General features: G+C 62.5%; 15 protein-coding genes. 10 read left to right on the top strand and 5 right to left on the bottom strand.

Annotated elements, in window-relative coordinates; all coding sequences use genetic code 11:
• Positions 1-96 precede the first annotated feature (96 nt).
• The 3 genes from zipA to B2Y33_RS07045 form a co-directional block, all read right to left on the bottom strand.
• Positions 97-987: a cell division protein ZipA gene (zipA, locus tag B2Y33_RS07055; protein ID WP_027916009.1), complete on the bottom strand. Its 891-nt coding sequence runs from the start codon at positions 985-987 to the stop codon at positions 97-99.
• Positions 988-1,191: 204 nt separating this feature from the next.
• Positions 1,192-4,683, bottom strand: coding sequence for a chromosome segregation protein SMC (gene smc, locus B2Y33_RS07050; RefSeq protein ID WP_027916008.1), 3,492 nt, complete (start codon positions 4,681-4,683; stop codon positions 1,192-1,194).
• Between the two features lie 3 nt (positions 4,684-4,686).
• Positions 4,687-5,346, bottom strand: coding sequence for a GntR family transcriptional regulator (locus B2Y33_RS07045; protein WP_023535885.1), 660 nt, complete (start codon positions 5,344-5,346; stop codon positions 4,687-4,689).
• A 268-nt stretch (positions 5,347-5,614) separates the two neighbouring features.
• Between B2Y33_RS07045 and xdhA the strand changes: the two genes are divergently transcribed.
• The 4 genes from xdhA (at position 5,615) to guaD (ending at position 11,705) form a co-directional block, all read left to right on the top strand.
• Entirely contained in the window at positions 5,615-7,069 is a 1,455-nt protein-coding gene (gene xdhA, locus B2Y33_RS07040; RefSeq protein ID WP_206405597.1) for a xanthine dehydrogenase small subunit, read from the top strand.
• Positions 7,062-9,458 (top strand): xanthine dehydrogenase molybdopterin binding subunit, encoded by a 2,397-nt coding sequence (xdhB, locus tag B2Y33_RS07035; protein WP_196110084.1) that lies wholly within the window; start codon positions 7,062-7,064, stop codon positions 9,456-9,458. The genes xdhA and xdhB overlap by 8 nt, the downstream gene beginning before the upstream one ends.
• Positions 9,459-9,538: 80 nt before the next feature.
• Positions 9,539-10,384 (top strand): xanthine dehydrogenase accessory protein XdhC, encoded by an 846-nt coding sequence (xdhC, locus tag B2Y33_RS07030; protein ID WP_027916005.1) that lies wholly within the window; start codon positions 9,539-9,541, stop codon positions 10,382-10,384.
• 10 nt (positions 10,385-10,394) lie between these two features.
• Positions 10,395-11,705, top strand: a complete 1,311-nt coding sequence (gene guaD / locus B2Y33_RS07025) for a guanine deaminase (RefSeq protein ID WP_206405598.1) — start codon at positions 10,395-10,397, stop codon at positions 11,703-11,705.
• Between the two features lie 32 nt (positions 11,706-11,737).
• Here guaD and B2Y33_RS07020 read toward each other — a convergent pair whose 3' ends face one another.
• Complete coding sequence (locus B2Y33_RS07020) at positions 11,738-12,493, bottom strand: GntR family transcriptional regulator (protein WP_027916003.1); 756 nt, start codon at positions 12,491-12,493, stop codon at positions 11,738-11,740.
• Between the two features lie 299 nt (positions 12,494-12,792).
• Here B2Y33_RS07020 and B2Y33_RS07015 point away from each other — a divergent pair, with 299 nt between their 5' ends.
• Positions 12,793-14,142: an NCS2 family permease gene (locus B2Y33_RS07015; protein WP_111475179.1), complete on the top strand. Its 1,350-nt coding sequence runs from the start codon at positions 12,793-12,795 to the stop codon at positions 14,140-14,142.
• Between the two features lie 399 nt (positions 14,143-14,541).
• On the opposite strand, the gene uraH is transcribed toward B2Y33_RS07015, so the two are convergent.
• A complete protein-coding gene (gene uraH / locus B2Y33_RS07010) occupies positions 14,542-14,895 on the bottom strand; it encodes a hydroxyisourate hydrolase (RefSeq protein ID WP_027916001.1) in 354 nt (117 codons plus the stop codon).
• A 372-nt stretch (positions 14,896-15,267) separates the two neighbouring features.
• Here uraH and puuE point away from each other — a divergent pair, with 372 nt between their 5' ends.
• From puuE to B2Y33_RS06985, 5 genes are all read left to right on the top strand, one after another.
• The gene (gene puuE / locus B2Y33_RS07005) at positions 15,268-16,194 is read left to right on the top strand and encodes an allantoinase PuuE (RefSeq protein ID WP_027916000.1); all 927 of its coding nucleotides are present in this window, start codon (positions 15,268-15,270) and stop codon (positions 16,192-16,194) included.
• Positions 16,194-16,709, top strand: coding sequence for a 2-oxo-4-hydroxy-4-carboxy-5-ureidoimidazoline decarboxylase (uraD, locus tag B2Y33_RS07000; RefSeq protein WP_128610324.1), 516 nt, complete (start codon positions 16,194-16,196; stop codon positions 16,707-16,709). Before puuE ends, uraD begins: the two co-directional genes overlap by 1 nt.
• 49 nt (positions 16,710-16,758) lie before the next feature.
• On the top strand, positions 16,759-17,262 hold the full coding sequence (locus B2Y33_RS06995) for an ureidoglycolate lyase (RefSeq protein ID WP_023535901.1): 504 nt from the start codon (positions 16,759-16,761) through the stop codon (positions 17,260-17,262).
• Positions 17,263-17,321: 59 nt separating this feature from the next.
• Positions 17,322-18,635: a urate hydroxylase PuuD gene (locus tag B2Y33_RS06990; RefSeq protein WP_027915998.1), complete on the top strand. Its 1,314-nt coding sequence runs from the start codon at positions 17,322-17,324 to the stop codon at positions 18,633-18,635.
• A 159-nt stretch (positions 18,636-18,794) separates the two neighbouring features.
• Entirely contained in the window at positions 18,795-20,150 is a 1,356-nt protein-coding gene (locus tag B2Y33_RS06985) for a nucleobase:cation symporter-2 family protein (RefSeq protein WP_288632796.1), read from the top strand.
• Positions 20,151-20,161 lie beyond the last annotated feature (11 nt).

The raw sequence follows: 20,161 nt of genomic DNA, 5'->3' as shown, positions 1-20,161 counted from the left end.
AACCTGTGAAGCGGGCTCGCTTGCCGAAAGCCGATTCGATGAGCAAAAGGCCTGAGCCGACCAGCACGCCCCGAGGCTGCTCTTCGTCTGGATTTATCAGCGCTTCTGGGTCAGGGCGCGGCGCTCGAATTCCACGATGCGCTGGCGGTAGTGCTCGATGGTCTGCGCCGTCAACACGCTGCGCTGATCATCCTTGAGTTCACCGTTGAGCTCATGGGCCAGCTTGCGAGCGGCCGCCACCATCACGTCGAAGGCCTGCTTCGGATGGCGTGGGCCTGGCAGGCCGAGGAAGAAGCTCACCGCACGCGTGCTGAAATGGTCGATGTCATCCAGGTCGAAGATGCCCGGCTTGACGGCATTGGCCATGGAGAACAGCACTTCGCCGTGACCGGCCATGCTCTCGTGACGGTGGAAGATGTCCATCTCGCCGAACCGCAGGCCGCTCTCCAGAATGTTCTGCAGCAACGCCGGGCCTTTGAACCCGCCCTCGTCCCGGGAAATGACGCTGATCACCAGCACTTCCTCGGCCGGTGGCAGCTCCTTGACGCTGTTGTTGGCCGTTGCTGGGGATGGGCTACGGCCATTGTCCGCGGCGAAGTCGTCTTCCTCGTCGATCACGATATCCGCTTCGCGGGAAGGCGCGCTGAAGCCTGCGTCAACGCGTGGCGCTTCTGCAGCCGTCGGGCGTTTTGGCCACTTGCTGACCTTGGCGGGCTTGGGCTCACGCTCACGGTCGCGATCCGAGGCACTGAGCGACGGCAGATCACTTTCGTCCAGCTCAGGCTCCCTGTGGGTGTCGAGCACGCGGGGTGGGCCAAGTACTTCGGCGCCACCGCCTTCATCGTCCGCCGCATTGGCATAACTGCGGTCCAGACGGAATTTCAACTTGCCCTTGCCGCCGCGCATACGGCGCCAGCCGTCGAAAAGAATGCCGGCAATGACAATGATGCCGATAAGGATCAGCCACTCGCGCAGACCGATTTCCATGTAATCCCGTGCCTCTAATAAATATGCTGAAAACAAAGGCTTCAAAGGCCTTTAACACGTGGCGCCAAGCCTATGTTCTGACAGGCGTTTTACCCACGCAGAAAACGAGTGACATAAAGCTAGCACGACCAAAGACAACTTTACACCGTCTGTCTCACATGACAGGGGCATTTCAATGAAGATTGTGCCGTTTGACTACAGGTTTCACGCATCGACCATCGCCATTGCCGCCTCCACGTCCACGGCCACCAGGCGCGAACAGCCTGGCTCGTGCATCGTGACACCCATCAACTGGTCGGCCATTTCCATGGCGATCTTGTTGTGCGTGATGTAGATGAACTGCACGCTCTCACTCATTTCCTTCACCAGCCGGGCATACCGCCCGACGTTGGCATCGTCCAGCGGTGCGTCGACTTCATCGAGCATGCAGAACGGTGCGGGGTTCAACTTGAAGATGGCAAACACCAGCGCCAAGGCGGTCAGTGCTTTTTCGCCACCGGACAGCAGATGAATGGTGCTGTTCTTCTTGCCCGGTGGTCGCGCCATGATCGTCACCCCTGTATCGAGTAGATCTTCGCCCGTCAGTTCCAGATAAGCGCTGCCACCGCCGAAAACTTTTGGGAAAAGTGCCTGCAATCCGGCATTTATCTGATCAAAGGTATCTTTGAAGCGGTGGCGGGTTTCCTTGTCGATCTTGCGAATGACATTTTCGAGTGTGTCCAACGCTTCGACCAGGTCAGCATCCTGGGCATCGAGGTAGCGCTTGCGCTCGGACTGCTGTTCGTATTCCTCGATGGCGGCCAGGTTGATCGCGCCCAGCCGCTGGATACGGGCCTCCAGTTGCTCCAACGCTTGCTCGGTGCCGGCCTCGGTAACGTCGGGCTCGACCGTGGCGAGAACACCCTGCAAGTCGTAACCGTCGGCAAGCAACTGCTCCTGCAACGTGGTACGCCGCACTTCCAGGCCCTGACATTCCAGACGCAGTTGTTCAAGTTGACCGCGCAGCAACTGGGCCTGCTGCTCGGCCTGGGTGCGGCGCTTTTCGGCATCGCGCAGTTCGCGGTCGGCCTCGTCCATCTGCAAGCGTGCCTGGCGCATTTCTTCGTCGACACCCATGCGCCGTTCCAGCAGCTCTTCGAGCTTGAGCCGCAGTTCCTCCAACGGCGCCTCCCCCTCCTCCAGGTTCAGGCTCAACTGCTCCTGTCGCTCGCTCAGACGGGCCGCCTGCAGTTCCAGGCGTTCCAGAGCCTGACGCGTGGAGTCATGCTGGGCGCGCAACGACCCCAGGCGCACCGCCAGTTGGTGGGCATGATCCTTGTGCTGCCTGGCTTCCTGGCGAATACGGTCCAGGCCCTCACGCAGCCGGTCGCGCTGGGCCAGCAGCACTTCGCGCTGGTCGGTGTCCTGGGCCATCAGTTCGAGGGCATCCTGCAACAGCAAGCGGGCTTCGCCCAGCTGCTCATGCTCAAGGGCGCGCTGCTCGTCGAGCTCCGCCAGCTCCTCTTCCAGACGGCGGCGGCGCAGCGCGACCTGTTCGGCGCGGGCACGGTTGGCTGACAAGCTGGCCTTGAGCTCGGCCTGCAAGCGGTTTTCTTCCTGGGCGCGACGGCGTACCTGCTCGCGCTGCGCTTCCAGGTGCTGCTGCTGTTCACGCAAAGTCTGCAACTGCTGTTCAAGCTGCTGCAAGGCGATGTGCTGCTCGCGCTGACTGTGCTCGAGTCGTTCGATTTCCTGACCGCGCGCCAGCACGCCGCTCTCACCGCTACCCCCGCGGCGCACACGCAGGCTGTTTCGAGAGACCCAGTAGCCATCGCGGCTGACCAGGCTCTGCCCTTCGCCCAACCCGGCACGCAAGGCCAGGGCCTCGGCCAGGTCTTCCACGGGCCTGACCTGGCCCAGCCATGGCGCCAGGTCAACAGGACCCTGCACCCTGTCTAGCAGGCTGCCGGAAGTCGCTGCCTGGCTGGCGCAAGCCGCGAGCAGCAGGCTTACATCGCCCTGCTGCAAGCCTGCCAGGTCCAACGGTGCAAAGTCGTCCACCAGCACCGCTTGCAAATCGGCGCCCAGCACGGTTTCCACCGCAAGCTCCCACCCGGGCTCCACGCGCAGCGCTTGTGCCAGGCGGGGGCAGTCTGCCAACCCCTGCCCCTGCAACCACTCGCCCACACCAGCGCCTGGGTCCAGGGCTGCCTGTTGCAGGGCTTCCAGCGATGCCAGGCGCCCGCCCAGGCGTTGCATATCGCCCTGGGCCTGCTGCTGAGCCAGCCCAGCCTCCTGCAGCGCCTGGCGCACCGTTTCCAGGCGCTCGATAACCTGCTCTTCCTCCTGTTGCAGTGCTTCGAGCGACAACTCGCTGCTGGCCAACTGTTCAACCTGCTCCAGCATGGCTGCGTCTTGCGGGTCTTCGCCCAACTGCGCCTGCTCGTCGGTGAGTTTGCGCTGACGCTCGGCCAGTCGCTCCAGGCCGCTTTCCAACTGCTGCAAGCGCGCCTGCTGCACCTCGGCCTGGCGACGCGGTTCAGCCGAGCGACTGTTGAAGGTGTCCCATTGCTCCTGCCACCCGTGCATGCCTGACTCGGCCTCTTCCAGCACGGCAGCGCTTTCTTCGGCAGCCTCCAGGGTCAGCGCCTGCTCGGGCTCAAGCATGGCCAGTTCTTCGCCCAGGGTTGCCAGCAGCGTACGGTCATGCCCCAGGTGCGATTCGGTTTCCTGGCGCGTGCGCTCGGCTTCCTTGAAATCGTCCTGCAATTGGCGCAGGCGTTGTTGGCCGTGCTGAATGCTCTGCTCGACCCGGGCGATGTCGCCGGCCACCGAGTAGAACCGGGCCTGCACCTGGTTGAAGCGCTCGGACAGCTCATGATGACCGTCACGCAGCCGCTCGATACTGGCATCGGCATTGCGCTGCTCGGCCACCAGTGCCTCGAAGGACACATCCTGGTTACCGATCACCGACTGGCGCTGACGAACCCGTTCATCCAGCTCGCGCCAGCGCAGCGCCGCCAGGCGTGCCTTGAGCTGGCGTTCCTGCGCCTTGTATTCACGGTACTTCTCGGCCGCCTGGGCCTGGCGGTGCAGGCGTTCGAGCTGGCGTTCCAGCTCCTCGCGAAGGTCGGTCAGGCGCGCCAGGTTCTCCTGGGTGCGGCGGATGCGGTTTTCGGTTTCGCGGCGACGCTCCTTGTATTTGGAGATACCGGCCGCTTCCTCGATGAAATTACGCAGTTCCTCGGGCTTGGCTTCGATCAGCTTGGAGATCATGCCCTGTTCGATGATCGAGTAGCTGCGTGGCCCAAGGCCGGTGCCCAGGAAAATATCGGTGATGTCCCGGCGCCTGCACTTGGTGCCGTTGAGGTAGTAGCTGTTCTGGCTGTCGCGGGTCACCTTGCGCCGAATCGAGATCTCGGCGTAGGCGGCGTACTCGCCCACGAGCGTGGTTTCGCTGTTGTCGAACACCAGTTCGATGCTGGCCTGGCTGACTGGCTTGCGGCCGCTGGAGCCGTTGAAGATGACGTCGGTCATCGACTCGCCGCGCAGGTTCTTTGCCGAACTTTCGCCCATCACCCAGCGCACGGCGTCGATGATGTTGGACTTGCCACAGCCATTGGGGCCCACGACCGCCGCCATGTTGCTCGGGAAGTTGACGGTGGTGGGGTCGACGAATGACTTGAACCCCGCCAGGCGGATGCATTTGAGGCGCATCGATCAGGGCCGGGCCAGCGCCGCCAGTACCAGTTCGCAACTGCGCTGGCCATAGGCGGTGAGTACTTCACGAATGCGCGGCAAGTCGCGCAGCACCACCGCCTCGAGCAAGTGACTGAACAGGCCCAGGTAATCGACCATGTTCGCTTGACGCTGGTCCAGGGACAGGTAGTAGGCGCGGCTCATGGCGGGTTGCAGGTTCTCGACGGTTTCCTGGAGGAACGGATTGTCGGCGAAGGGATAGGCGGCACGCATTACCTCGAAGCTCTCGGCCACGAACGCCTCGATGTCACGCGCGGCGTGAGCCACCTGAAGACGCTGTTGAATGTCCAGAAACGGGCGCAGTTCGTCTTCGTTGCGCCAGCGTTGTGCAACCGCGTTGCCCAGCAGGATGTAGAACTCGCTCATGAGCGTGCACAGGCTGCGCACACTGCGCTCGTCCAGCTCGGTGACGTGGGCGCCACGGCGCGGCAATATCGCCACCAGGTGGCGGCGCTCGAGGATCAGCAGCGCTTCACGCACCGAACCCCGACTGACGTTGAGCGCCTGGGTCACCTTCTGTTCCTGGATACGCTCTGCAGGCGCCAGTTCGCCGCGGATGATGCGCTCGGCCAGGTAATCGGCGATCTGCTCGGCGAGGCTGTCCGGGGCCTTGAACGTCATGGTTTTCCTTCAAATCACTGAACGGGGCACAAGGGGGCGGATTGTAGCCTACTTGCCCCTGGGAAGCGCAGCGGTGTATCGCGGTTTATTTGACCGCCCGGACAGCTGCCGGGGCGGCGCGATCTATGCTTGGTGTAAGCATCATCAACCAGGGTGGGCCGGCCGCCGGGCAATTTCCTGACCTTTGAGTCAGAAAAACATTGACCCGCGTGACAGGTGTTGCTTAGAGTCGGCCCAACAACAATAAAACCATTGCGAGGCCATCCCCGTGATCCAGTTTCTCGTCAACCAGGAGCTGCGCAGCGAGCACGCCCTGGACCCGAACATGACCGTGCTGCAGTACCTGCGCGAGCAGTTGGGCAAACCCGGCACCAAAGAGGGCTGCGCCAGCGGTGACTGTGGCGCCTGCACCGTGGTGATCGGTGAACTGACTCAGGACGACGCCGGCAACGATGCCTTGCGCTATCGCAGCCTCAATTCCTGCCTGACGTTCGTGTCCAGCCTGCACGGCAAGCAACTGATCAGCGTCGAAGGCCTCAAGCACCAAGGCCAGCTGCACAGCGTGCAACAAGCCATGGCGGACTGCCATGGATCGCAATGCGGTTTCTGCACGCCAGGTTTCGTCATGTCGTTGTTCGCCCTGCAAAAGAACAGTCAGGGTGCCGACGAGCATCAGGCCCAGGAAGCACTGGCGGGCAACCTGTGCCGCTGCACGGGCTACCGGCCCATCCTGGACGCGGCCCGGCAGAGCTGCCGGCAGCCCTGCCACGATCAGTTCGATGCCCAGCAAGCGCAGACCATCGCCCGCCTCAAGGCCATTGCACCGTCGCAGACCGGCGAGCTGAACAGTGGCGACAAACGTTGCCTGGTCCCGCTGACCGTCGCCGACCTGGCCGAGCTGTACAGCTCGCACCCCGAAGCCAGGCTGCTGGCTGGTGGTACCGACCTGGCGCTGGAAGTCACGCAAATGCACAAGACCCTGCCGGTGATGATCTACGTGGGGCATGTGGCCGAGCTCAAGCGGATCGAGCAGACCGCCACCCACCTTGAAATCGGTGCAGCCACCCCACTGACCGACTGCTACCAGGCGTTGAATGCGCAGTACCCGGACTTCGGCGCGCTGCTGCATCGCTTCGCTTCGTTGCAAATCCGCAACCAGGGCACCCTGGGCGGCAACATCGGCAACGCTTCGCCCATCGGCGACTCACCGCCCTTGTTGATCGCACTGGATGCCCAGGTGGTCCTGCGCCAGGGCGAGCGCCAGCGCACGATGCCGCTGGAAGCCTATTTCATCGACTACCGCATCACCGCCCGGCAAGACAGCGAGTTCATCGAGAAGATCCTGGTACCCCTCGCCCGGCACGACTGGACGTTCCGCGCCTACAAGGTTTCCAAGCGCCTGGACGATGATATTTCGGCGGTGTGCGCAGCCTTCAATCTGAGCATCGAGCACGGTGTGGTCAACGGGGCACGCATCGCCTTTGGCGGCATGGCCGCCATCCCCAAGCGCGCCCGTGCCTGCGAGGCGGCGTTACTGGGCCAGCCCTGGAACAAGGCCAGCGTGGAGCGCGCCTGCCAGGCATTGGCCGAAGACTTCACCCCGCTCAGCGACTTCCGCGCCAGCCAGCAGTACCGCCTGCTGACCGCGCAGAACCTGCTGCGCAAGTACTTCATCGAACAGCAAACGCCGCACATCGAAACCCGGGTGACCGCTTATGTCTAATCATCATGTGGCAAAAAGCCAGGCCGAAATGGCCGACCTGTTCCGCCAGGACCTGACCACCGGGGTCGGGCGCAGCGTCAAGCACGACAGCGCCGACAAGCACGTGTCCGGCGAAGCGCTGTACATCGATGACCGACTGGAATTCCCCAACCAGTTGCACGTCTACGCACGCACCGCAGACCGTGCCCACGCGCGCATCCTGCGCATCGACACCACGCCCTGCTATGCCTTCGAAGGGGTACGCATCGCGATTACCCATGAGGACATCCCCGGGCTCAAGGACATTGGACCGGTGGTGGCAGGCGACCCCTTGCTGGCCATCGACAAGGTCGAGTTCTTTGGCCAGCCGGTCCTGGCCGTGGCCGCACGTGACCTGGACACCGCACGCCGCGCCGCCATGGCAGCCATCATCGAATACGAGGACCTCGAACCGGTGCTCGATGTGGTCGAGGCGCTGCGCAAGCGGCACTTCGTGCTCGACAGCCATACCCACCAGCGCGGTGACAGCGCCGCGGCCCTGGCCAGCGCGCCGCATCGCCTGCAAGGCACCCTGCACATCGGTGGCCAGGAACACTTCTACCTTGAGACACAGATTTCCTCGGTGATGCCCACCGAGGACGGCGGCATGATCGTCTACTGCTCCACTCAGAACCCCACCGAGGTGCAGAAACTGGTGGCCGAAGTGCTTGATGTGCCCATGAACAAAGTGGTGCTGGACATGCGCCGCATGGGCGGCGGCTTTGGCGGCAAGGAAACCCAGGCCGCGAGCCCGGCCTGCCTGTGCGCCGTCATCGCCCGCCTGACCGGGCAACCGACGAAGATGCGCTTGCCTCGGGTCGAGGACATGACCATGACCGGCAAGCGACACCCCTTCTACGTCGAGTACGACGTGGGCTTCGACGACCAGGGTCGCCTGCACGGCATCAACCTGGACCTGGCCGGCAACTGTGGCTATTCCCCAGACCTGTCCGGCTCGATCGTCGACCGCGCCATGTTCCATTCCGACAACGCCTACTACCTGGGCGATGCCACCGTCCACGGGCATCGCTGCAAGACCAACACCGCGTCGAACACGGCCTACCGAGGTTTTGGCGGGCCGCAGGGCATGGTCGCCATCGAGCAGGTGATGGACCATATCGCCCGATACCTTGGCCGCGACCCGCTGGCTGTGCGCAAGGCCAACTATTACGGCAAGGACGAGCGCAACGTTACCCATTATTACCAGACCGTCGAGCACAACATGCTCGAGGAAATGACCGCCGAGCTTGAAGCCAGCAGTGATTACGCCGAACGGCGAGCGGCCATCGGTCGCTTCAATGCCGGCAGCCCGATCCTGAAAAAAGGCCTGGCGCTGACCCCGGTCAAGTTCGGCATCTCCTTCACCGCCACCTTCCTCAACCAGGCAGGGGCGCTGATCCACATCTACACCGATGGCAGTATTCACCTGAACCACGGTGGCACTGAGATGGGCCAGGGCCTGAACACCAAGGTGGCGCAGGTGGTGGCCCAGGTCTTCCAGGTGGATATCGACCGGATCCAGATCACCGCCACCAACACCGACAAGGTACCCAACACCTCCCCCACCGCTGCTTCCAGTGGGGCCGACTTGAACGGCAAGGCCGCCCAGCATGCCGCCGAGATTCTCAAGAAGCGTTTGACCGAGTTTGCCGCCAGGCATTACCAGGTCACCGAGGAAGACGTCGAGTTCCGTAATGGCCACGTGCGTGTGCGCGACCAGATCGTCAGTTTCGAGCAGTTGGTGCAGCAGGCTTATTTCGGTCAGGTGTCGCTGTCGAGCACCGGGTTCTACCGCACACCAAAGATCTTCTATGACCGCAGCCAGGCACGGGGCCGCCCCTTCTACTACTACGCCTTCGGCGCAGCCTGCGTGGAAGTGATCGTCGACACCCTGACCGGCGAGTACAAGATGTTGCGTGCCGACATCCTGCACGATGTGGGCGACTCGCTGAACCCGGCCATCGACATCGGGCAAGTCGAGGGCGGATTCATCCAGGGCATGGGCTGGCTCACCACCGAGGAGCTGGTGTGGAACGTCAAGGGCAAACTCGTGACCAATGGGCCGGCCAGCTACAAGATCCCAGCGGTGGCCGACATGCCGCTGGACATGCGGGTCAAGCTGGTGGAGAACCGCAAGAACCCAGAGGACACGGTGTTCCATTCCAAGGCTGTGGGCGAGCCGCCGTTCATGCTCGGAATTGCCGCCTGGTGCGCGATCAAGGATGCGGTGGCCAGCCTGGCCGACTACCGCGTGCAGCCGAACATAGACGCCCCTGCCACGCCAGAGCGGGTGTTGTGGGGCTGCGAGCAAATGCGCAAGGCGGCTGCCGTGCAACCTGCGGTGCAGGAACTGGACGCAGTGAACAATTGAAGGTGCGTTGCCTGTTCGGGCCCCATTGCCGGCAAGTCGGCAGGAAGGCCTGAACTGGCATCCACAGGAGGATCTTGCATATGCACCAATGGATCAACGCCCTGGCCGAACATCAAGCCCGCGGTGAGGCCTGCGTACTGGTGACCATCATCGAGGAGCGCGGCTCCACCCCGCGCAATGCCGGTTCGAAGATGGTGGTCAGCGCGTGCGGTTCATACGACACCATCGGCGGCGGCCATCTGGAATACAAGGCGCTGCATATCGCCCGGCAGATGCTCCTTGAGCAACGCGGCACCCCCCATCTGGAACGCTTCAGCCTGGGCGCCAGCCTCGGCCAGTGCTGCGGGGGCGTGACGGTGCTGTTGTTCGAACCCATGGCCGCCGTGCAAGCGCAGATCGCGGTATTCGGCGCGGGCCATGTAGGCCGGGCTCTGGTACCCTTGCTCGCCGCGCTGCCCTGCCGGGTGCGCTGGATCGATTCGCGCGAGCAGGAATTTCCTGCCCAGATCCCTGCTGGCGTGACGCGCGTGGTGAGCGAGGAGCCGGTCGACGAAGTGGCAGACCTGCCGCCGGGCTGCTACTGCATCGTCATGACCCATAACCATCAGCTCGACCTGGAGCTGACCGCTGCCATCCTCAAGCGCAACGATTTCACCTGGTTCGGCCTGATCGGCTCGAAGACCAAGCGGGTCAAGTTCGAGCATCGCCTGCGCGAGCGCGGGTTCGATGCCGCCGTGGTGGCCCGCATGCGGTGCCCGATGGGCCTGACCGAGGTCAAGGGCAAGCTGCCCATCGAAATCGCCGTGTCCATCGCCGGCGAAATCATCGCCACCTACAACGCCCGCTTCGGCCAGCACGATGCTGCCGCCAACGCCGGCCCCATTGCCCAGTTGCTGCCGCCTTCACGGCGCAGCCAAGCCATTTGACGAGTGAGATATGACCGTTACCCGCAAAGCCTACCGAGCCGCCATCCTGCACAGCATCGCCGACCCGGCCGAGGTCGGCCTGGACGCTTCCCATGAGTATTTCGAAGACGGCCTCCTGGTGATCGACGGCGGACGCATCCAGGCCGTGGGCCATGCCAGTGACCTGTTGCCGACCCTGGACGCCGACATACCGGTAGAGCACTACCAGGACGCATTGATCACCCCAGGTTTCATCGACACCCACATCCACTTCCCGCAGACCGGCATGATCGGCTCCTACGGTGAGCAGTTGCTGGACTGGTTGAACACCTACACCTTCCCTTGCGAGAAGCAATTCGCCGATAAGGACCACGCTGACCAGGTGGCGCACATCTTTCTCAAGGAGCTGCTGCGTAACGGCACCACTACCGCACTGGTGTTCGGCAGTGTGCACCCCGAATCGGTCAATGCCTTGTTCGAGGAAGCCGAGCGCCTGGACCTGCGCCTGATCGCCGGCAAGGTGATGATGGACCGCAATGCCCCCGATTACCTGACCGACACCGCCGAGTCCGGTTACGCTCAGAGCAAGGCGCTGATCGAGCGCTGGCATGGCAAGGGTCGTCTGCATTATGCCGTCACCCCGCGTTTCGCACCGACTAGCACGCCTGAGCAGTTGGCACGGGCCGGCCAACTGCTCAAGGAACACCCAGGCGTCTACCTGCACACGCACCTGTCGGAGAACCTTCAGGAAATCGACTGGGTCAAGTCGCTGTTCCCCGAACAGAAAGGCTACCTGGATGTGTACGACCACTTCGAGCTGCTGGGCGAGCGCTCGGTATTCGCCCATGGCGTGCACCTGTGCGACGAAGAATGCCAGCGCTTGGCAGAAACGGGCTCGGCGATCGCGTTCTGCCCCACCTCCAACCTGTTCCTGGGCAGCGGGCTGTTCAACCTGCCCCAGGCGGAGCGTTTCAAGGTCAATGTCGGCCTGGGCACCGACGTAGGCGCCGGCACCAGCTTCTCGCTGCTCAACACGCTCAATGAGGCGTACAAGGTGATGCAACTGCAAGGTGCACGCCTGCACCCCTACAAGTCGCTCTACCTGGCGACCCTGGGCGGTGCGCGTGCGCTGCGCCTGGATGACCGGATTGGCAGCCTGCGCCCGGGCAATGACGCGGACTTCGTGGTGCTGGACTACAAGGCAACGCCTTTGCTGGACTATCGCCTGCAGCAGTCCAGAAACATCGAGGAGACGTTGTTCGTGTTGACCACCCTGGGCGACGACCGCACGGTTCGTGAAACCTATGCGGCCGGCCGTTGCGTGCATCAGCGCGAAGGATAAGGTTCGCGCTTGATGCGAGCCCAGGCGAGCGGTCAGTTCTTGACCGCGACCTTGGGCTTTTTCAGCAGATGGGAGAACACTGCGTGCAGATCGTCCGAGGCACTCTCCTCGTCCAGGTTCAGCTTGCTGTCGATGTGGTCCATGTGATGCATCATCAGGCTGACGGCCTGGGCGGCGTCACGCGCTTCGATAGCATCGATCAGTTGCAGGTGTTCGTCGTACGAGCAATGGGAACGGTTGCCGCTTTCGTACTGGGCGATGATCAGCGACGTCTGCGATACCAGGCTGCGCTGGAAGCTGACCAGTGGCGCATTACCGGCCGCTTCGGCGAGCTTGAGGTGAAACTCGCCGGACAACCGGATACCGGCACCGCGATCCCCTCGAGAAAAGCTGTCGCGCTCTTCGCGGACCATCTGCCTAAGCTCGGCCAACTGCTCGGCCGTGGCGTGCTCCACGGCAAGCTCGGTGATGGCGCGCTCGACCATGCGCCGCGAGAAGAACACCTGGCGCGCCTCCTCCACGGTTGGGCTGGCGACCACGGCACCTCGGTTGGGCCGCAGCAGCACCACGCTCTCATGAGCCAGCCGTGACAGGGCCCGACGAATGATGGTGCGGCTGACGCCGAAAATCTCGCCCAGCGCCTCTTCGCTGAGCTTGGTGCCCGGCGCCAGACGTTGCTCCAGGATGGCCTCGAAGATGTGCGCATAGACAATGTCGTCCTGGGTACCACTGCGGCCGGCCTTGCCGGTACGCGCGGGTTTTTTCAGGGGTTGCAGCTGTTCGTTCATGGGCTCTCGAGGCACGAAGGAAAGTATGGCGTCATTGTACACAGGCTGAGCCGTTTCTGCAGGCGCGCTTTAACGCATATAGCGATTGTTCACCACACCCGGCATACAAAACATAAAACAGTATTTGCCTTCTTTGTACACAAAAGCATAATCGCTCAGGCAACTTCCTGACCTTACGGTCAACAATATCCAGCGACATTGCAAGCCGCTGGACAGTTGCCGCCCTCGCGGAGCCGCCAAGTGCATTGCTCAGGAACACGGGCTGCATAACAACAAGAAAGACTTGAGGAGTACTCGCTGTGGAAAGCCGCAAAACCGAAGTCCCTACGCTGGACATCGCCTCACCGCCCGCCACGGGTTGGCTGGAGCGCATTTTCAAACTCAGGCAACACGGCAGTACCGTCAAGACCGAGCTGATCGCCGGGGTGACCACCTTCATCACCATGGCCTACATCATTTTCGTCAACCCCAACATCATGGCCGATGCCGGCATCGATCATGGCGCCGCCTTCGTGGCTACCTGCATCGCCGCCGCCCTCGGCTGTCTGCTCATGGGGTTGTATGCCAACTGGCCGGTGGGCCTGGCCCCCGGCATGGGCCTCAATGCGTTCTTCACCTACACCGTAGTCGGCACCATGGGCTACAACTGGGAAACGGCGCTGGGCGCGGTCTTCATCTCCGGCGTGCTGTTCATGTTCCTGACGCTGTCCAAGGTGCGCGAGTGGCTGCTCAACAGCATCCCCGTCAGCCTGCGCCATGCCATGGGCGCCGGTGTGGGCCTGTTCCTCGGCCTGATCGGCCTGAAGACAGCAGGCATCATCGTCGACAGCCCCTCCACCCTGATCAAGCTCGGTTCGCTGCATGAACCAGGCCCGCTGTTGGCGGCGGTGTGCTTCCTGCTGATCGCCATCCTCAGCTACAAGCGGGTATTCGGGGCGATCCTGATCAGCATCATCGGCGTGACGCTGGCGGGCTGGGGCCTGGGGCTGGTGAAGTTCGGTGGCGTGGTGTCGATGCCGCCCAGCCTGGCACCGACCTGGATGGCCATGGACGTGGCGGGCGTGTTCAACGTCAGCATGATCAGCGTAGTCCTGGCGTTTCTGTTCGTGCACATGTTCGACACCGCCGGCACGCTGATGGGCGTGGCACAGCGGGCGAACCTGGTGGCCCCCGACGGCCGTATCGAGAACCTGTCCAGGGCCCTCAAGGCCGACAGTGCGTCGAGCGTGTTTGGCGCGGTGGTCGGCGTGCCGCCGGTCACCAGCTATGTGGAAAGCGCAGCGGGGGTGGCCGCCGGGGGTCGCACCGGCCTGACGGCGGTGGTAGTGGGCGTGCTGTTCATCGCCGCCATGTTCTTCGCACCGCTGGCCGGCATGATCCCGGCCTATGCTACCGCAGGTGCCTTGATCTATGTCGCGATGCTGATGATGGGCAGCATGGCGCACATCAATTGGGACGAGGCGACCGACAGCATTCCGGCGATCGTCACCGTGATCATGATGCCACTGACGTTCTCGGTGGCCGATGGCATTGCGCTGGGTTTCATCAGCTACGTGGCATTGAAGGCCGGTACGGGTAAGTACAAGGAGATTTCCGCCAGCTTGTGGGTACTGTGCGCGATCTTCATTGCCAAGTTCATATTTCTTTGACCCGATCCTCTGCGGACAAAGGCGCCTGAGCGCCTAAGTCCGCAGAGGCGGAATGTAACTCATGACCCTGGTACGAGAAATACCGCTTTGTACAACCTTCGCACACTGCCGTTTATCCAGGCGCATAAGCAATGCGAACGCTCAGCACTGGGGCGCATGCCTTATCGGTGTAAACCGCCGGCCAGTACCTCAAGGCCACCTCTCTGCGGGGTGAGCGCAACAACCGTGCACCGTATTTGGAGCTCATCGCAGTGCAAGGCCGCACCTGCTTGAGATGCGCTTGCCTACTGGCGCGGTGCAGGTCTGGATAGATTGAGAATCTGACGCGTACCCAACGCAAAAAAAAGCCCGCCAGTGTGAGAGCGGGCAAGGACCTACGAAGATTCTTCTAGCGACCAACTAGCTTCCACGATAGGTCGAATAACTGTAAGGCGAGATCAGCAGCGGCACATGGTAGTGCTCCTGCTGCGCATCGATGCCAAAGCGCAATACCACCACATCCAGGAACGGCTGTTCAGGCAGCGCCACGCCACGCCCGCGGTAGTAGTCACCGGCACTGAACTGCAGCTGGTAAACACCGGAACGGTAGTCATCGCCTTGCAACAATGGCGAATCGACGCGGCCATCGCTGTTAGTGAGCGCCGTGGTGACCAGCGTCAGCTGGCTGCCTTCGACACGGTACAACTCCACGTTGATTGCGCTGCCTGGGCAGCCATGGGCTGCGTCCAGTACGTGAGTGGTCAAACGTCCCATCTGCTTGTCGCCTCGTGTTTGCCAGGGGCAAGTACGCACGGCAGTGACCCGAATCGGGGCAGCGTGCGCCTTGGATGAACGCAATTAAGACATTCGCAAAGTAAATTGTACACAATTTTTTTGCTTTCCAAGCCGATGCCCTTGTGGGCCATGGCACCAGCGTGAATTAAGCGGGACACTGCGTCTTCGCCTTGCTTAGCTGACCAAGTGGGCAGGTTTCTTGCAAGGTATCCAGACGCGACACCTGGTCATAAATACGGAAATTCGGACTTACAAAAGAATTCATAAGTTGTATACAATCATTGCATCCGGTGGTGCGACACAGCGACGCGGCCCGCCACCCTGCCCACACGTACAAGAAGGAAGACTGCAGTGAGCGCTGACTACCCTCGCGACATGATCGGTTACGGCAATAACCCTCCTCACCCGCACTGGCCAGGCAACGCCCGCATTGCGCTGTCGTTCGTGCTCAACTACGAAGAAGGCGGCGAGCGCAACATCCTGCATGGTGACAAGGAATCCGAAGCCTTCCTCTCCGAGATGGTCGCGGCCCAGCCGTTGCAGGGCGTGCGCAACCAGAGCATGGAGTCGCTCTATGAATACGGTAGCCGCGCAGGCGTATGGCGCCTGCTCAAGCTGTTTAAAGACAGCGGCATCCCCTTGACCATCTTCGCCGTGGCCATGGCCGCCCAGCGCCACCCCGACGTCATCCGCGCCATGGTCCAGGCTGGTCATGAAATCTGCAGCCACGGCTACCGCTGGATCGACTACCAGTACATGGACGAGGCCCAGGAGCGCGAGCACATGCTCGAAGCCATCCGCATCCTGACCGAAATCACTGGCGAACGCCCGCTGGGCTGGTACACCGGCCGCACCGGCCCCAACACCCGTCGGCTGGTCATGGAAGAAGGCGGCTTTCTCTACGACAGCGACACCTATGACGACGACTTGCCCTACTGGGAGCCGAACAATCCCACCGGCAAGCCGCACCTGGTCATCCCTTACACCCTGGACACCAATGACATGCGCTTCACCCAGGTCCAGGGCTTCAACTGTGGCGAGCAGTTCTACCAGTACCTCAAGGACGCCTTCGACGTACTGTACGCCGAAGGCGCCGAGGCGCCGAAGATGCTCTCCATCGGCCTGCACTGCCGTCTGGTCGGCCGGCCGGCACGCCTGGCAGCGCTCAAGCGTTTCGTCGACTACGCCAAAAGCCACGAGCAGGTATGGTTCGCCCGCCGTGTCGACATTGCCCGCCACTGGCAAGCCACCCACCCGTACCAGAAAGAGACCGTCTGATGACCACCTTCAAGACCCTCAAGCCGTCCACCCTTGACCGTGACGCGTTCGTTCACGCCTTCGCCGACATCTACGAGCACTCGCCCTGGGTTGCCGAGAAGGCCTACGACCTCGGCCAATCGGACGAACTGGACAACGTGCACGCGCTGCACCAGCGCATGAGCGACATCCTGCTGAGCGCACCTCACGCCGACCAACTGGCCTTGATCAACGCCCACCCGGACCTGGCCGGCAAGGCTGCCGTCCAGGGTGAACTGACCGCCTCGAGCACCAACGAACAGGCCGGGGCCGGTATTCACCAATGCACCGCCGAGGAATTCGCGCGCTTCACCTCGCTCAACGAGGCGTACAAGGCCAAGTTCCAGTTCCCGTTCATCATGGCCGTCAAGGGCAGCGACCGGCACCAGATCCTGGCCTCGTTCGAACAGCGCATCCACAACGATGCGAAGGCCGAGTTCGCCGAGGCGCTCAAGCAGATCAACCAGATCGCCCTGTTTCGCCTGCAACAGCTGTAAGCGACCGACGATTCTTTACAGAACAACGCACAATAGAAGAGATAACCGCATGCGCACCCTGATGATCGAGCCCCTGACCAAAGAAGCCTTCGCCCCTTTCGGTGACGTGATCGAAACCGATGGCAGCGACCACTTCATGATCAACAACGGCTCGACCATGCGCTTTCACAAGCTCGCCACGGTCGAGACCGCCGAGCCTGAAGACAAGGCGATCATCAGTATTTTCCGCGCCGACGCGCTGGAAATGCCGCTGACCGTGCGCATGCTCGAACGCCATCCGCTGGGCAGCCAGGCTTTCATTCCGCTGCTCGGCAACCCCTTTCTGATCGTGGTCGCGCCACTTGGCGATGCACCTGTATCAGGCTTGGTCCGCGCCTTCCGCAGCAACGGCAGGCAGGGCGTCAATTACCATCGCGGCGTCTGGCACCACCCGGTGCTGACGATCGAAAAGCGGGATGACTTCCTGGTGGTTGATCGCAGTGGTTCTGGCAACAACTGCGATGAGCATTACTTCAGCGAGGAACAGATGCTGATCCTCAACCCCCACCAATAAGAAAAGGTCGGTCATGCCAGGGCACTGCCCGCGCCTGTGACCGGCAAGAGGTACATACTGTGGAAGCACACCTTCACGAGTGGCTGAACCTGAGCATTCGCTGGGTTCACATGATCACCGGCGTGGCCTGGATCGGTGCATCGTTCTACTTTGTCTGGCTGGAGAACCACCTGAATCGAAGCAACCCGCGCGATGGGTTGTCAGGTGACCTCTGGGCCATCCATGGCGGTGGTATCTACCACCTGGAAAAATACAAGCTCGCCCCGCCGAAAATGCCCGAGAACCTGCACTGGTTCAAATGGGAAGCCTACTTCACCTGGATGTCCGGTATTGCCCTGCTGTGCGTGGTGTTCTACTGGAACCCCACCTTGTACCTGCTGGCACCGGGTAGCACCCTCAGTGGCGCCGAGGGCGTGGCGATCGGTATTGGGTCGCTGGTCGTGGGCTGGTTCGTCTACGACTTCCTGTGTGACTCGCCCCTGGGCAAGCGCCCTGCCCTGCTCGGTGCGGTGCTGTTCGTGCTGATCATTGCCGCCTGCTGGGGCTTCAGCCTGGTGTTCAGTGGCCGCGGCGCCTACCTGCACACGGGCGCGATCATCGGCACCATCATGGTCGGCAACGTGTTCCGTATCATCATGCCGGCCCAGCGCCAGCTGGTGGCTGCCATCGAGAACAACCAGACCCCGGACCCGGTCTTGCCGGCCAAGGGTCTGCTGCGGTCACGCCACAACAACTACTTCACGCTGCCGGTGCTGTTCATCATGATCAGCAACCACTTCCCCAGCACCTACGGCAGCCAGTACAACTGGCTGATCCTGGCGGGGATCGCAGTGGCGGCGGTGTTGATCCGTCACTACTTCAACACCCGTCACGACAGCAACAAGTACGCCTGGACGCTGCCGGTCGGTGCCCTGGCCATGATCTGCCTGGCCTATGTCACCGGTCCCAAGCCAATGCCGGTCAGCCCGGAACAGGCCGCTGCCAAGATCGAATACCAGCCATTGCCAGCCACAGCCGTGGGCGGCAAAACGGCCGCCGAGCGCCGCGCCGAAGACGCGGCCAAGCCCGCCGAACCGGCGGTGCCGGCCGAGGCGACGGCGCAGGCCGGCGGTGACAGCTTCGAGAAGATCCATCACGTGATCCAGGAACGCTGCACCGTGTGCCACTCCTCGAAACCGACCAGCCCACTGTTCAGCGCCGCTCCAGGTGGCGTGATGTTCGACACACCGCAACAGATCCAGGCCCAGGCCGCGCGCATCCAGGCGCAAGCGGTTGCCAGCCAGATCATGCCGCTGGGCAACATCACGCAGATGACCACCGAGGAGCGCAAGCTGGTAGGCGACTGGATCGCCAAGGGCGCGCCGGTCAACTGAGCGTAATTGGCTACACCGCATAACGTCGTACGCAAGCATCGAGCGCAGGCGCTGGCACAGGCTTCAAACAAGGCGATCTTCAGGTTGAAGACCGCCATTTGAAGCCTGGGCTCGCCCGCCGCTTGGATCCGAGAATAAAAACAAAACTCGAGGTGCTGCATGTCCGAGTCATCCAAGGCGTCTATTTCGGTAGCGCCGCCGCGACAGCCCCTGCCCCTGTTCCAGCTCTTTCTGGTTGGCCTGCAACATGTGCTTCTGATGTATGGCGGCGCCATCGCGGTACCGCTGATCATCGGTCAGGCTGCAGGCCTGTCCCGTGAAGAAGTTGCCTTTCTGATCAACGCCGACCTGCTGGTCGCCGGCGTCGCCACCCTGGTGCAGTCGCTGGGCATCGGCCCTGTGGGTATTCGCATGCCCGTGATGATGGGGGCCAGCTTTGCCGCCGTCGGTAGCATGGTGGCCATGGCCGGCATGCCCGGCGTGGGCCTGCAGGGCATCTTCGGGGCCACCATTGCCGCAGGCTTCTTCGGCATGCTGGTCGCGCCCTTCATGTCCAAGGTGGTGAGGTTCTTCCCGCCGCTGGTGACCGGCACGGTGATCACGTCCATTGGCCTGTCGCTGTTCCCCGTGGCGGTGAACTGGGCCGGAGGCGGCCAGCAAGCGACCACCTTCGGCTCACCGATCTATCTGCTGGTCGCCGGCCTGGTGCTGGCAGTGATTCTGCTGATCAATCGTTTCATGCGGGGCTTCTGGGTCAACGTGTCGGTGCTGGTGGGGATGGGCCTGGGTTACCTGCTGGCGGGGTCGATCGGCATGGTCGACCTCTCGGGCCTGGGGGCCACCCCCTGGCTGCAGGTGGTCACGCCGCTGCACTTTGGCATGCCCACCTTCAGCCTGGCCCCGATCCTGTCGATGTGCCTGGTGGTGGTGATCATCTTCGTCGAGTCCACCGGCATGTTCCTGGCCCTGGGCAAGGTCACCGACCGTGAAGTCACCCCAGGCATGCTGCGCCGGGGGCTGCTGTGCGACGCAGGCGCCTCTTTCATCGCAGGCTTTTTCAACACCTTCACCCATTCCTCGTTCGCCCAGAACATCGGCCTGGTGCAGATGACCGGCGTACGCTGCCGTTTCGTCACGGTGGTGGCCGGCGGCTTGCTGGTGGTGCTCAGCTTGCTGCCCAAGGCGGCCTACCTGATCGCCTCGATCCCGCCAGCGGTGCTGGGCGGCGCGTCCATTGCCATGTTCGGCATGGTCACTGCCACGGGCATCAAGATCCTCCAGGAAGCGGACATCGGCGATCGGCGTAATCAGTTGCTGGTTGCGGTCAGCGTCGGTTTCGGTCTGATCCCGGTGGTACGGCCGGAGTTCTTCGCCCAGATGCCCCAGTGGATGGAGCCCATCACCCACAGCGGCATCGCCATGGCCACGGTCAGTGCGCTGGTGCTCAACGTGCTGTTCAACATCCTCGGCGGCGCGGACCGCGCAGCGCACAACGCGCCCTGCCACCCCCACTGAGCCAACGGGCG

The organism is Pseudomonas sp. UBA5666 (assembly GCF_002420785.1).
Taxonomy (GTDB): domain Bacteria; phylum Pseudomonadota; class Gammaproteobacteria; order Pseudomonadales; family Pseudomonadaceae; genus Aquipseudomonas; species Aquipseudomonas fulva.
The sequence above is the reverse complement of the archived record's forward strand: the minus strand, read 5'-3'. Positions and strand labels throughout refer to the sequence as shown.

What these genes read in the sequence shown, in the direction of transcription:
- B2Y33_RS07020 (WP_027916003.1), bottom strand. Translation starts at nt 12,493, where the DNA reads ATGAACGAACAGCTGCAACCCCTGAAAAAACCCGCGCGTACCGGCAAG.
- smc (WP_027916008.1), bottom strand. Translation starts at nt 4,683, where the DNA reads ATGCGCCTCAAATGCATCCGCCTGGCGGGGTTCAAGTCATTCGTCGAC.
- zipA (WP_027916009.1), bottom strand. Translation starts at nt 987, where the DNA reads ATGGAAATCGGTCTGCGCGAGTGGCTGATCCTTATCGGCATCATTGTC.
- xdhC (WP_027916005.1), top strand. Translation starts at nt 9,539, where the DNA reads ATGCACCAATGGATCAACGCCCTGGCCGAACATCAAGCCCGCGGTGAG.
- B2Y33_RS06985 (WP_288632796.1), top strand. Translation starts at nt 18,795, where the DNA reads ATGTCCGAGTCATCCAAGGCGTCTATTTCGGTAGCGCCGCCGCGACAG.
- guaD (WP_206405598.1), top strand. Translation starts at nt 10,395, where the DNA reads ATGACCGTTACCCGCAAAGCCTACCGAGCCGCCATCCTGCACAGCATC.
- B2Y33_RS07045 (WP_023535885.1), bottom strand. Translation starts at nt 5,346, where the DNA reads ATGACGTTCAAGGCCCCGGACAGCCTCGCCGAGCAGATCGCCGATTAC.
- B2Y33_RS06995 (WP_023535901.1), top strand. Translation starts at nt 16,759, where the DNA reads ATGCGCACCCTGATGATCGAGCCCCTGACCAAAGAAGCCTTCGCCCCT.
- xdhB (WP_196110084.1), top strand. Translation starts at nt 7,062, where the DNA reads ATGTCTAATCATCATGTGGCAAAAAGCCAGGCCGAAATGGCCGACCTG.
- uraD (WP_128610324.1), top strand. Translation starts at nt 16,194, where the DNA reads ATGACCACCTTCAAGACCCTCAAGCCGTCCACCCTTGACCGTGACGCG.
- uraH (WP_027916001.1), bottom strand. Translation starts at nt 14,895, where the DNA reads ATGGGACGTTTGACCACTCACGTACTGGACGCAGCCCATGGCTGCCCA.